Below are 12629 nucleotides of genomic sequence, written 5' to 3'. Positions count from 1 at the left end.
GGGGGGGGGGGTTTTTGGGGGGGGGGGGGGGGGGGGGGGCGCCCGCCCCCCCCCCCCCCCCCCCCGGAATCTCGAGAGTCCGGGTTCGACGGCCGCGCGATGCGCGACCGTCGCCCCGGAATGACGGTGGTTGATGGGGCAGCGTGTAGCCCGCATGCAGCGCAGCGGAATGCGGGACGAGGCGAGGCCGGGACTCCCGGATTTCGCTTCGCTGCATCCGGGCTACAATGAGCCTAAGCCGATTGCTTGGCCCGCGACGCCGGCACATCGTCGAAGCCGACGAACCGGGTTGCTTCGCTGACCGCCTTGCGCTCCGACACCACCGCGTTGGCGGGGAAGTCGTCGTCCGGCCAGCCGAGCGCGATTGCCTTCATGATCACCTGATCGTCGGGAATGCCGGCGTGTTCGCGCACCACCGGCGACTGCATGATGCCCTGGCTGTTGATGACGCAGCCGAGCCCGCGCGACCACGCGGCGTTCACCAGCGCGTTCGTGACCGCGCCGCAATCAAACGGCGTGTCGTCGCTGCCGTCGAGCACGCGGTCGTAGGTGACGATGACGCAGACCGGCGCGTCGAACTGGCGGAAGCCGCGCATCACCCAGTCCTGCCGCATCGGCTTGTCGTCACGCGCGATGCCCATCGCGCCGAACAACTGCTTGGCGACGAACACCTGGCGGTCGCGATGCACGCCGGCGAAAGGCTGGCCGATGCGGAATTCACGGCTGTGCGGGATGCCGGCGAGGTTGCGCTCGGTGTTGCCGGCGCGGATGCGGTCGAGCGGCTCGCCGGTGATGACGTGGAAATTCCACGGCTGGCTGTTCATCGAGGAGGGCGAGCGCATCGCCAGCGTGAGGATCTCTTCGATCAACGCGCGCGGCACCGGATCTGGCTTGTAGCCGCGGATGCTGCGCCGGCCGAGAACAACGTCATCATACTGCATCGTCTGGTTTCCCCCAAAGCTTCTGGTTGAGGGCGATCATCGCGGGTTCGGCGCGGCAGTGCAAGATGGGTAGCGGTCGAGTGTGCCGTGGGGTTGTAGCCGTAGGGTGGGCAAAGCGAAGCGTGCCCACGCCCCTCCACACGCCGCGCGACGTGTCTCGCGCGCCGCGCGTGGGCACGGCGCTGCGCGCCTTTGCCCACGCTGCGGAATCATCACGCGATCACTTCGTGTCGCTCTGCCGTTCCTTGGCATCGCGCAGGTTCTGCTCTTCCTTCTTCTGCAGCCACTCGTGCGTGTCCGAGGTCTTGCCGCCGCGCAGGCCCTTGCCGGTGTTCGGGTCGCCCATGTTGTTCATGCCGAAGGTCGAGTCCTTGCCGACCGCCGGGTTGGTGCCCGGATTGACCTGCTCGCCCTGGTTGGTCGACGTCGACTGCGCCATCGCGGCGCCCGACAGCAGAACCGCACAGGCGGCAGCGATCACAAACTTCATCATGTCCCGTCTCTCGTTGAGGTGTGCCGGGATAAACGATGGCGGGGAGGGAAGTTCCGCGGCCAGCGCATCGGCCGCAGGTGGGAGCCCGGAGGGTGGCGCTGAGCGCAGCGAAGCCCACGTGGAGCGCGACTGCAATCGAGCCGCCAGTAGTGCACGGTACGGGCCGAGCCGGTCGTGCCGTCCGGCTGCCCCGGCATTCCGCCGCTTCGGTAATCGTTAAGCCCCCAGGCATACGCTGCTGAACGGAGCCGCCAAACAGGTGCGCGCATGATCAGGTATCTCGAAGCCCATTGGGTCGCGGCCGCGCTGTGCATGGGCGTGGCGTTGTTGCTGCTGTTGCCGCTCGGCGTGCCCGGCGGCGACCGGGCGCTGCTGCTGATCTATCTGGCGTCGCCGATCTACATGCTGCACCAGGTCGAGGAGCATCTCGGCGATCGCTTCCGCCGCTACGTCAACAGCGTCGTGTTCGGCGGCGTCGAAGCGTTGACGCCCGGCGACGTGCTGCTGATCAATCTGCCCGGCGTCTGGGGTATCAACCTCGCGGCGCTGTACGCCACGTATTTCATCGAACCCGGCTGGGGCCTCGCCGCCGCGTATCTGATCCTGGTCAACGGCCTCACCCATGTCGGCATGGCGGCGCATCTCCGTAGCTATAACCCCGGCCTCGCCAGCGCCGCGCTGGTGTTTGTCCCGTTCGGCCTGTTCGCCGTGCTCACCATCCCCGCCACCGCACTCCAGCACACCGTCGCGCTGGCGATCGCAATCGGCATCCACGCCGCCATCGCCCTGCATGCGCGGCACCGCGCGCGGGCGGGGCGGGTGCTGGTCAGCGCGGCGGTTTAGTCCCCGGGGTGGTGGTCCCTCGTAGGGTGGCGCTGAGCGCAGCGAAGCCCACGCGGAGCGCCTTAACAAGCAAGCCATCACGCGTGGGCCCGGCGCTGCGCGCCTTTGCCCACCCTACGCTTGCTAACGACGGCGGACTCTCTGCTGGAGATACACGAAGGCCATCGCGCCGTTCACAACTAATACCCCGAAGAACACCGCAGCTGCGATCTGCGCAGGCGCCTCAATGATCATCAGAACGACGAGTAGCCCGATCGCCCAGGCGACGTTGATCATGATGCGCTTGAACAACACGCCTTGCGTCGGAATATCTGCGAACCATTCGCTGAGAAAGAACCAAAGACCCATTCTGAACCTCCGAGCGACCAACTGCGCAGATGGTAGGCGGGTTAGTGAAAGGTGCAACCTGACATTGCGACGCCTCGGCCGAACTGCGGTGGGCAAGTTGGCGGATTACGCTGCGCTAATCCGCCCTACGGGCTGCATGCGCGGCACAGCGCGCGGGCAGGGCAGGTGGTGGTCAGCGCGGCGGTGTAGCCCGGGGGTGGTTGTCCCTCGTAGGGTGGCGCTGAGCGCAGCGAAGCCCACGCGGAGCGCCTCAACAAGCAAACCATCACGCGTGGGCACGGCGCTGCGCGCCTTTGCCCACCCTACGCTTGCTCGTAGTAAAGAATCGTAGGTGGGTTAGCCGAAGGCGTAACCCGCCAGCATCGCCGGTCGCAAACGGGCGGCGGATTACGCTCCGCTAATCCGCCCTACGGGCTGCATGCGCGGCACCGCGCGCGGGCAGGGCAGGTGGTGGTCAGCGCGGCGGTTTAGTCCCCGGGTGGTCGTCCCTCGTAGGGTGGCGCTGAGCGCAGCGAAGCCCACGCGGAGCGCCTCAACAAGCAAACTATCACGCGTGGGCACGGCGCTACGCGCCTTTGCCCACCCTACGCTTGCTCGTAGTAAAGAATCGTAGGTGGGTTAGCCGAAGGCGTAACCCGCCAGCATCGCCGGTCGCAAACGGGCGGCGGATTACGCTTCGCTAATCCGCCCGACGGGCTGCATGCGCGGCACCGCGCGCGGGCAGGGCAGGTGGTGGTCAGCGCGGCGGTTTAGTTCGCGGGGGGCGTCCCTCGTAGGGTGGCGCTGAGCGCAGCGAAGCCCACGCGGAGCGCCTCAACAAGCAAGCCATCACGCGTGGGCACGGCGCTGCGCGCCTTTGCCCACCCTACGTTTGCTTCGATTAAAGGCAGGCTTGGATCTTCAGAAGTTCTGAGAGAAGTGCTCCCCACCAGTACCCGATCGCCACGTCGGATGCGTCTTTCCTAACGATTCCGGCATCTCGAAAATTATCGTTGTTGCTGGTTCCAAGAATTGGACTGCGGCGTCCTGTTGTTTCTTGAACTAAGATCCGACTTCTCTGGCCGGAGGTGTAGCCGTTCAATGCAGCATAGATTGTACCCACTCGTACAACTGCCAAGGCGCCATCGCCGCAGGCGATCAAGATCTTATTGGTGGTAAATGGCCAGGGCTCACTAGTAAGCCGTTCATCGCTAGTAAGTTCGTGGATGTGCCGAACAGTCAGGTTGAAGCCGGTAAAACGCTCGGGGAGAGCGTCCCCTGCTAATGCCATACTCGACGACAAGCAGAATGCGGCGATGAAGCTTCTGATCATTCGTGTCTCCGAACACCAGAGTGAGCCGTCAATGAAACTATTTGAAGACAAACTTAAGCAGTAGAGAGCCAGTAGTCCGCGCTCTTGACAAAATTCCCATAGGATCATATACCCACACCCGTCCCGTCCACGAGGGGCGCTTCTAGAGGCGTCTTGGAGTGGGGCGGGGTGTGGCGCCTGCGGGCGGGGGCAGACGTGCTCCTCGCACTCGGGAGGCCGAGGTTCCCGTCCGGGCCCATGACGAGGCTCTGCCGCTGATGCCGGCTGGACGCGGGACAGGCGAACGGCGGGAAACCGCCGGGATGGCGCGCATCGCGCGCCGGCCACGTCCCCGGAAGAACGGTCCTCGGTTTGCAAGTCGCCACGGTGGAGCGCCGGAAGGCGTTTCCGCGGCCTCCGGGCTTCGGCGATCCGAAGCCTGTGCTGCGGCAACCATTACCAAGGTGCGCCTTTCGGCGCTCCGCCGCCCCTCAAACGTTGCGAGGGGCGGGACGTCCGCAAAGCTCGGGCGCATTGGGCGCCGCGAGGATGCGGGTGTTCGGCCGGGGTGATGCCGCGGAGGCGGCGGCGCCCGGGCCCGCGGTCCGGGCGGCTTGCCGCGCCGGGGCGTGCGCTCCGAGCCGCGAGGCGAGGTCGGTCCCGGATGTCGCTGCGCTTATCCGGGCTACGGCGGCGCGCGGCACACCCGGATTTCGCTTCGCTGCATCCGGGCTACAGGCTCGACATCCACATTCCGCCGTGACCGGCCTGTGGTTTTGCGCTAGGCACGGCCTCAACCTCCGGAGCGCCTGATCGATGAGCCGTCGTACCAAGAAACCCCTCGCCAAACGCGGCCCCGGCGGGGATCGCCCCAAGGGCGGGACCAAGGGTGGCAGCCGGCCTGCGAAGGCGGGGCTGGCCGGGCCGGTGCGCGGCAATCGCGGCGAGGACGGCCGTCCGCTGTCGGCGCGGCCGAGCCGGCCGCCGCGCGCCGCGGCATCGCCTGCGCGACCGCCCCGGCCCGAACCGGCGCCCGAACCCGAGATCGCCGCCAAGCCAGACGTGCCGTTGCCGACCAAGGTCGAGACCGTGACCGTCACCGCCGACGAGAACGGCATGCGGGTCGATCGCTTCCTCGAGGCGCGGTTTCCCGGTCTGTCGTTCTCCCACATCCAGCGCATCGTCCGTAAAGGCGAGCTGCGGGTGAACGGCAAGCGCGCCGACTCCAAGGACCGGCTGGAGGAGGGCGAGAGCGTGCGGATTCCGCCGCTCAAGCTCGACACGCCGAAAGCCCCCGGCCATCTCTCCGAAGCCGAGCAGAAGACGCTGGTCGCGCTCAAGGAGATGACGCTGTTCGAGGACGCCGACGTGCTGGTGCTGAACAAGCCGGCCGGCCTCGCGGTGCAGGGCGGCAGCGGCACCACGCGGCATATCGATCAGATGCTCGAAGTGATGCGCGACGCCAAGGGCCAGAAGCCGCGGCTGGTGCATCGCATCGACAAGGAAACCGCCGGCTGTCTGCTGGTCGCCAAGACCCGCTTCGCCGCCACCGCGCTGACCGGCTCGTTCCGCCACCGCTCGGCGCGCAAGATCTACTGGGCGCTGGTCGCCGGCGTGCCGAAGCCGAAGCAGGGGCGGATCTCGACCTACCTCGCCAAGGACGAGAGCGAGGAAGATTCGATCATGCGCGTCGCCAAGCACGGCGACGACGGCGCCAGCCACGCGGTGACGTACTACGCGGTGGTCGAGACCTCCGGCCAGAAGCTGGCTTGGGTGTCGCTGAAGCCGGTGACCGGGCGCACCCATCAGCTCCGCGCCCACATGGCGCATATCGGCCACGCGATCGTCGGCGATCCGAAGTACTTCAACATCGAGAACTGGCAGCTCCCCGGCGGCCTGCAGAAGCGGCTGCATCTCTTGGCGCGCCGCATCGTGATTCCGCATCCGCGCGGCGGCGTGATCGACGTCTCGGCGCCGCTGCCGGCGCACATGCTGCAGAGCTGGAACCTGCTTGGGCTGGAGCACGACCGGTTCGACCCGATCGAGCATGCGCCGGAGGAATGAGGCGACGCGCGCCGGCGCGGCTTGCGCGAGGACGGGGCGATCACGACATGCAGGCGATGATACGGATCGCATCTTTTCTTCTCGTCTTTGCGCTGATCGCAGCACCGGGCGCCGCGCTGGCGCAGCTGTCGCCGGGGCCGCTGCCGACCACGCTGCCGCCGCCACCTCCGCCGCCGCCGCCACCCCCGGTGGTGGTGCCGACGGTGCCGCAGTTCGACGCGCCGCAGCCCACCCCCCGGGCCCAGTTGCCCAGCCGCAATCGCCGTTCGTTCGGCGACCGCGTCACCGATTGCCTCACCGACGGCAACGCGGCGCGGCTGTCGCCGAACGACCGCGCCGCCTATTCGCGCGCCTGCGCCAATCAGTAGACGATCAGCAAGCACACAATGGATCAGCCGATGCGTGACCTCATCGACGACGTTGCAGGCAAATCGCAGCTCGAGCCGGAGGAGGCGGTGCGGCGCACCTCGCGCACGGCGCTGCCGAAGCGGTTCTACACATCCGCCGAAGTAACTGAGACGCCGGACGGCTTCGCCGTGACGCTCGACGGCCGGCCGGTGAAGACGCCGTCGCGCAACGCACTGGCCGCACCGACGCGCGAGCTTGCCGAAGTCATCGCGGCCGAATGGCAGGCGCAGGGCGACAGCATCGATCCGATGACCATGCCGATGACGCGGCTGGCGCACAGCGTGCTCGATGGCGTCGTCGGCCGCATCGACGAGGTCGCGGACGACGTCGCCAAGTACTTCGGCTCGGACCTGCTGTTCTATCGCGCCGGCCATCCTGCGGGATTGGTCGCGGCGGAGTCGAAGCATTGGGACCCGGTGCTGTATTGGGCCGCGAACGAATTCGGCGCGCACTTCATTCTCGCCGAGGGCATCATGCATGTCGATCAGCCGGAGCCGGCGATCGCCGCGGCGCGCGCGGCGATGCCGCAGGATGCGTGGTCGGTCGGCGCCTTTCATGTCGTGACCACGATTACCGGCTCGGCGCTGCTGGCGCTGGCCTTGGTGAAGGGCGAGCGCGATGCCGATCAGGTCTGGGCCGCCGCGCATGTCGACGAGGACTGGAACATCGAGCAATGGGGCCTCGATGAAGAGGCCGCCGCACGCCGCGCAGCGCGGCTGATCGAGTTCAAGGCCGCCGCGCAGGTGCTCGCCGCGCTGGCGCGCGGCAGTTAACGAGGGGTTTACGGCGATCGGGTAGCTTCAATCGGATTGTCGCGCGGCGAACGGGGCTCCATGGCGATTTCGGTCAATCCGAACCTTCCGCTCGTCGCTCTGCAGGGCGTGACGGCCGACGTCACGTTGCAGCCCGGCACGGTGGTGCAGGCCAAGGTGCTGGCCGTGCTCGACGCCAATCAGGTTCGTATCGCGATCGGCGGCCAGACCATCGAAGCGACCACGCAGGTGCCGCTGCAAGCCGGCCAGACACTGCAGGTCGCCGTCTCTCAGACCGATCAAGGCGTCCGCCTCGCCATCGTCAATCAGCCGGTCACGACCGGCGCGCCGGCCAATCTCGCCGCGGCCAGCACCGCGCTCGAAACCGTGACGCTGGCGCCGCAGGCGATTACGCTGAGCGCGCAGGCCGCGCCGAGCGTTGTGCCGTCCGGCAACGGGCTGACGCCGCTGCAGGTCGCGGTGCTCACCACCGCAGCGCAAACCGCGGCGACGCAGCAGACCGGGCTGTCCTCGCTGTTCGCCAATCTCGATGCGGTGGCCGATCTCGCCAGCCTGCCGCAAGCGGTGCGTCAGGCCGTGGCGCAGGTGCAGTCACTACGCACCGCGCTGACACCGGCGCTGACCGGCACTGACATCCAGCGCGCGGTGGCAAGTTCGGGGATCTTCCTCGAAGCCTCGCTGGCGACCGCGCAGCCGGCGACGGCCGGCACCGATCTGAAGGCGGCGCTGATCGTGCTGCGCGAAGTCCTCGACCGCGTCATCGGCAGTCCGCTCGGCGGCACCGCTGCGGCAAATGCCGGCGCGACACAGCTGCCGACACCGCTGCTGCAGAACGGCCAGTTGCTGGCCCAGACCACGCTGCTTGCCGCGCAAAACAATCTGCTCGGCACGCCGGCCGAAACCGCGACGCAAACCATCGCGCCGTTCGTCATCGCCGAGCCCGCGACGACGGCGCCGACGCTGGCGGCGATGACGATGACGCCTGCGCCGACGACGGCCGATGCGGCCGAGCAGGCGATGCTGCGTAGCGTCATCAGTCAGCTCACCAATGTCAGCGCGACGCCGACCACCACCACGGCAACGACAGCGGCGGGCATGGCCGAAACGCTGAGCGCCCTGCAGGAGGCCGTGCAGGCCAATCCGCAGACCGCCGCGATGCTGGCCAAGACCGGCTTCGCCAACAACGCGCTGCTGCTGTCGCTGCTGCCGGCCACCAGCGGCGCGCGGATCGGCAAGGTCGACGACAACGCGGTCGCCCGCACCAACACGCCGCCGCCGCCGATCGGCGGTGCGCTGCCGGCCGCACAGCCTGTGATGCCGGCCAGCCTCGAGCCGCACACGCCGCTCGACGCCGCGCTGCGCCGGGTGCTGACCGAGACCGAAGGCTCGCTGGCGCGGCAGACGCTGCTGCAGGTTGCCTCGCTGCCGGACCGCACCGATGGTGCCGCGCGGCTCGATGCGCCGCAACCACGCTGGAGCTTCGAAATTCCGTTCACCACGCCGCAAGGCACCGCGGTGGCGCAGTTTGAAATCTCCCGCGACGGCGAGGAGGCGCAGTCCGCGACATCTGCCAGTCGGGTCTGGCGCGCACGTTTCTCGCTCGACGTCGAACCGGCCGGTCCGGTCCACGCACTGATTTCCTTGCAGGGGGAAAAGACCTCGGTGAAGATGTGGGCGGAGCGGCCGTCCACCGCCGCGCAGCTTCGCGCCGCCGCCGGCCAGCTCACCGCCGCGCTCGGCCGCGCCGATCTCATCCCCGGCGACATCATCATCCGCGACGGCGCACCGAGCGCGCCTCCGCCGGCCGCCGCCGGCCATTTCCTGGATCGCGCGCTGTGACGATCGACGTCAAAAATCCGATCGCAGTCGCGCTGCACTACGATCAGGCCGGCGCGCCGCGCGTCGTCGCCAAAGGCAAGGGTTCGATCGGCGCCAAGATCATCGAGGTCGCCAAGGCCAACAACGTCCCGATCGAGGAAAACGAAGTTTTGGCCGGCGCGCTGTCGCATGTCGCACTCGGCGACGAGATTCCCGAGGAGCTGTACAAGGCCGTCGCCGAGGTGCTGGTGTTCGTGCTGAAGCTGTCGGGCAGGGGGCCAAGGTAGTTCTTGCCGTCATTGCCAGCGCAGCGAAGCAATCCAGCCCGGCGCACTGCGCTCCTGGATTGCTTCGTCGCGGAGCCTGTGCTCGGACGGCGCAAAGCGCCGATCCGAGTGCTCCTCGCAATGACGATGGGCTTGTAGTTAGCCCGTCATCGTTTCACCACGAGCCTCGCGCATCCTCCGCGCTTTCGTCATCGTGAGGACCATCCATTGCTCACCCGCCGTACCGCCCTCGGCCTCTGCGCCGCCCTCCTGGTCCCCGCGCGCACTTCCGCGGAAGTCGCTCCGCCGCGCAGCGAGATCCGCATCAGCCTTGCTAAACGCTTTGCGGACGAGGGCACCGAAGGGACCTTCGTCGGCTACAAGACCGATGATTACTTGATCATCGCCAGCGATGCGCAGCGCTCGGGCGAGGCGTTTCTGCCGGCCTCGACCTTCAAGGTGCCGAACTCGCTGATCGCATTGGAAACCGGCGTCGTCGCCGATCCGGACAAGGACGTGTTCAAGTGGGACGGCGTTCAGCGCAGCATCGAGGGATGGAATCGCGACCACACGCTGCGTAGCGCGATCGCGGCGTCGGCGGTGCCTGTGTATCAGGAGATCGCGCGGCGGATCGGCGCCGAGCGCATGCAGAAATACGTCGACCTGTTCGACTACGGTAATCGCAACATCGGCGGCGGCATCGATCAGTTCTGGCTGACCGGCGATCTGCGGATCGACTGCATCCAGCAGATCGATTTCCTCGACCGGCTGCGGCGGCGCGTGCTGCCGATCGGGAAGCGCAGCCAGGATCTCGTGGCGGATATCCTGCCCGTCACCAAAGTGGGCGACGCAACGATCCGCGCCAAGACGGGGTTGCTCGGCGCCGAGAAGGGGCAGCCCTCGCTCGGCTGGCTGGTCGGCTGGGCCGAAAAGGGCGATCAGCAGACCGTGTTCGCGCTCAACATCGACGCGCGCGAGCCGCGCCATGCCGCCAGCCGGATGACGCTGGCGCAGCAACTGCTCGGCGACATCGGCGCGCTGTGATCGCTCAGGTGTTCGTCGGGGCTGCGACCGCCTTGCGCCTGCCGATCCGGCCCAGATGGGTGTCGTGGAAGCTCGAGCCGTATTTCAGCCCGTAGCCGAGCATCCGGTCGAAGCCGATATGGGCGAGCCAGATCAGCGCGATGGTGCCGGCGGTCGGCCACAGGATCAAGATCCCGCCCATTGCCAGCAGCAGCGGCGCGATCGTGGTGTGCAGCGCATTGTAGACGAGCGCGCCGACGCGAGGCCCTGCGAGATAGCCGAGAAACCCGAGATCGGGCGCGAAGAACAGCAGCGCATACAGCTCCCAGGGCGAGTCGGAGATGATGTAGAACAGCGTGGTGCCGAAAAACAGCGCCGCGCCCTCGGCGCGCAGCAAAGAACTCATGCCGCCGGTCACTGCGCCGGGATCTACGGGGTCGATGGTGCGCTCGGTCATCGCGGGCTCCTGAAAGGGCTCGCGGTATAGGTCGGTTCGCCGCGCCGCGCCATCGCGCTTTCGCATCCATCCGATGCAGTTTTGGCGGCGCCGGCGGGCGGCGGATCTGCAAACCGGTCGCGGGCCCGGCGGAACGCGTCGAAAGGGCTATTCGGCGAGCGCGCCAAGGCGGTTTCCCCGCTCCGAAACCGTGCTAGAAGGCCTTGATTATCGGGGCGATCCGGGGGCAAAAAGTCCGGTAACGCCTTGCGGCAGAACAACGACATCAAGAAGCGCGGCTGAAAATCACATGAAACATATCCTTGAAGCACTCGACGAACGCCGGGCAGCGGCCAAACTCGGCGGCGGCGAGAAGCGCATCGACGCGCAGCATTCGCGCGGCCGCCTCACCGCGCGGGAGCGGATCGACCTGCTGCTCGACAAGCATTCGTTCGAGGAAATGGACATGTTCGTCCAGCACCGCTCGACCGAATTCGGGATGGAGAAGACCAAAATTCCGGGAGACGGTGTGGTCACCGGCTGGGGCACCGTCAACGGCCGCAAGGTGTTCGTGTTCGCCAAGGACTTCACCGTGTTCGGCGGCTCGCTGTCCGAGACCCACGCCGCCAAGATCACCAAGATCCAGGATATGGCGCTGAAGGCCCGCGCCCCGATCATCGGCCTCTACGACGCCGGCGGCGCGCGCATCCAGGAAGGCGTTGCGGCGCTCGCCGGTTATTCCTATGTGTTCCGCCGCGTGGTGCAGGCTTCCGGCGTGATCCCGCAGATCAGCGTCATCATGGGCCCCTGTGCCGGCGGCGACGTCTACGCCCCGGCGATGACCGACTTCATCTTCATGGTGAAGAACACCAGCTACATGTTCGTCACCGGCCCGGACGTGGTGAAGACGGTGACCAACGAAGTCGTCACGCCCGAAGAGCTCGGCGGCGCCAGCGTACACGCGACCCGCTCGTCGATCGCCGACGGCGCGTTCGAGAACGACGTCGAGACCCTGCTGCAGATGCGCCGGCTGCTCGACTTCCTGCCGGCGAATTCGAGCGAAGGCGTGCCGGAATGGCCGAGCTTCGACGATATCGAACGCGAGGATTTCTCGCTCGATACGCTGATCCCGGACAATCCGAACAAGCCCTACGACATGAAGGAACTGATTCTGAAGGTCGTGGACGAGGGCGATTTCTTCGAGCTGCAGGACACCTTCGCCAAGAACATCATCACCGGCTTCGGCCGCGTCGCCGGCCGCACGGTGGGCTTCGTTGCCAACCAGCCGATGGTGCTGGCGGGCGTGCTCGACAGTGACGCCTCGCGCAAGGCGGCACGCTTCGTGCGGTTCTGCGACGCCTTCAACATTCCGATCGTCACCTTCGTCGACGTGCCGGGCTTCCTGCCGGGCACCGCGCAGGAATATGGCGGGTTGATCAAGCACGGCGCCAAGCTGCTGTTCGCGTTCTCGCAGTGCACCGTGCCGCTGGTGACGCTGATCACCCGCAAGGCCTACGGCGGCGCGTTCGACGTCATGGCGTCCAAGGAAATCGGCGCCGACATCAACTACGCCTGGCCGACCGCGCAGATCGCCGTGATGGGCGCCAAGGGCGCGGTCGAGATCATCTTCCGTCAGGACATCGGCGACGCCGAGAAGATCGCAGCCCGCACCAAGGAATACGAAGACCGCTTCCTGTCACCGTTCGTCGCCGCCGAACGCGGCTACATCGACGACGTGATCATGCCGCACGCAACGCGCCGCCGGATCGCCCGCGCGCTGGCGATGCTGCGCGACAAGAAGATGGAAATCCCGGCGAAGAAGCACGACAACATGCCGCTGTGAGGGGGCTCGTGGGCGCGCGGGCCGCCGCGCCGCCGGCCGGGCCGGGTGGGTGTTTTGTGGGGCCCCCCCAAACCCCGGGGGG

The 12629-nt window shown here is 67.3% G+C and carries 13 protein-coding genes; 8 read left to right on the top strand and 5 right to left on the bottom strand.

Annotated features, from left to right (window positions below; genetic code table 11):
• Positions 1 to 233 precede the first annotated feature (233 nt).
• Positions 234 to 941: a nitroreductase gene (locus tag LPW26_RS25090; protein WP_238738488.1), complete on the bottom strand. Its 708-nt coding sequence runs from the start codon at positions 939 to 941 to the stop codon at positions 234 to 236.
• 220 nt (positions 942 to 1161) lie between these two features.
• A complete protein-coding gene (locus LPW26_RS25085) occupies positions 1162 to 1434 on the bottom strand; it encodes a hypothetical protein (protein ID WP_238738487.1) in 273 nt (90 codons plus the stop codon).
• Positions 1435 to 1701: 267 nt separating this feature from the next.
• Here LPW26_RS25085 and LPW26_RS25080 point away from each other — a divergent pair, with 267 nt between their 5' ends.
• On the top strand, positions 1702 to 2277 hold the full coding sequence (locus LPW26_RS25080; RefSeq protein WP_238738486.1) for an HXXEE domain-containing protein: 576 nt from the start codon (positions 1702 to 1704) through the stop codon (positions 2275 to 2277).
• A gap of 123 nt (positions 2278 to 2400) precedes the next feature.
• On the opposite strand, the gene LPW26_RS25075 is transcribed toward LPW26_RS25080, so the two are convergent.
• Both LPW26_RS25075 and LPW26_RS25070 read right to left on the bottom strand, forming a co-directional pair.
• Positions 2401 to 2625, bottom strand: coding sequence for a hypothetical protein (locus LPW26_RS25075; RefSeq protein WP_238738485.1), 225 nt, complete (start codon positions 2623 to 2625; stop codon positions 2401 to 2403).
• A gap of 880 nt (positions 2626 to 3505) precedes the next feature.
• Positions 3506 to 3937, bottom strand: coding sequence for a hypothetical protein (locus LPW26_RS25070; RefSeq protein ID WP_238738484.1), 432 nt, complete (start codon positions 3935 to 3937; stop codon positions 3506 to 3508).
• Positions 3938 to 4732: 795 nt separating this feature from the next.
• Between LPW26_RS25070 and LPW26_RS25065 the strand changes: the two genes are divergently transcribed.
• From LPW26_RS25065 to blaOXA, 6 genes are all read left to right on the top strand, one after another.
• Positions 4733 to 5980, top strand: a complete 1248-nt coding sequence (locus LPW26_RS25065; RefSeq protein WP_238738483.1) for an RluA family pseudouridine synthase — start codon at positions 4733 to 4735, stop codon at positions 5978 to 5980.
• Positions 5981 to 6027: 47 nt separating this feature from the next.
• Positions 6028 to 6348 carry a hypothetical protein gene (locus LPW26_RS25060; protein WP_238738482.1) on the top strand — a complete coding sequence of 107 codons (321 nt, stop codon included), beginning with the start codon at positions 6028 to 6030 and terminating at the stop codon, positions 6346 to 6348.
• 30 nt (positions 6349 to 6378) lie between these two features.
• Positions 6379 to 7161, top strand: a complete 783-nt coding sequence (locus LPW26_RS25055) for an ATP12 family chaperone protein (RefSeq protein ID WP_238738481.1) — start codon at positions 6379 to 6381, stop codon at positions 7159 to 7161.
• 60 nt (positions 7162 to 7221) lie between these two features.
• On the top strand, positions 7222 to 9000 hold the full coding sequence (gene fliK, locus LPW26_RS25050) for a flagellar hook-length control protein FliK (RefSeq protein WP_238738480.1): 1779 nt from the start codon (positions 7222 to 7224) through the stop codon (positions 8998 to 9000).
• Positions 8997 to 9266, top strand: coding sequence for an EscU/YscU/HrcU family type III secretion system export apparatus switch protein (locus tag LPW26_RS25045; RefSeq protein ID WP_238738479.1), 270 nt, complete (start codon positions 8997 to 8999; stop codon positions 9264 to 9266). The genes fliK and LPW26_RS25045 overlap by 4 nt, the downstream gene beginning before the upstream one ends.
• Positions 9267 to 9473: 207 nt before the next feature.
• Entirely contained in the window at positions 9474 to 10289 is an 816-nt protein-coding gene (blaOXA, locus tag LPW26_RS25040) for a class D beta-lactamase (protein ID WP_238738478.1), read from the top strand.
• A 4-nt stretch (positions 10290 to 10293) separates the two neighbouring features.
• Here blaOXA and LPW26_RS25035 read toward each other — a convergent pair whose 3' ends face one another.
• Positions 10294 to 10725: a DUF4260 domain-containing protein gene (locus LPW26_RS25035; RefSeq protein ID WP_238738477.1), complete on the bottom strand. Its 432-nt coding sequence runs from the start codon at positions 10723 to 10725 to the stop codon at positions 10294 to 10296.
• A gap of 289 nt (positions 10726 to 11014) precedes the next feature.
• On the opposite strand from LPW26_RS25035, the gene LPW26_RS25030 reads away from it, so the two are divergent.
• A complete protein-coding gene (locus LPW26_RS25030) occupies positions 11015 to 12547 on the top strand; it encodes an acyl-CoA carboxylase subunit beta (protein ID WP_238738476.1) in 1533 nt (510 codons plus the stop codon).
• Positions 12548 to 12629: the final 82 nt, after the last annotated feature.

The organism is Rhodopseudomonas infernalis (assembly GCF_022271405.1).
GTDB classification, from domain to species: Bacteria; Pseudomonadota; Alphaproteobacteria; order Rhizobiales; family Xanthobacteraceae; genus Rhodopseudomonas; species Rhodopseudomonas infernalis.
The sequence above is the reverse complement of the archived record's forward strand: the minus strand, read 5'-3'. Positions and strand labels throughout refer to the sequence as shown.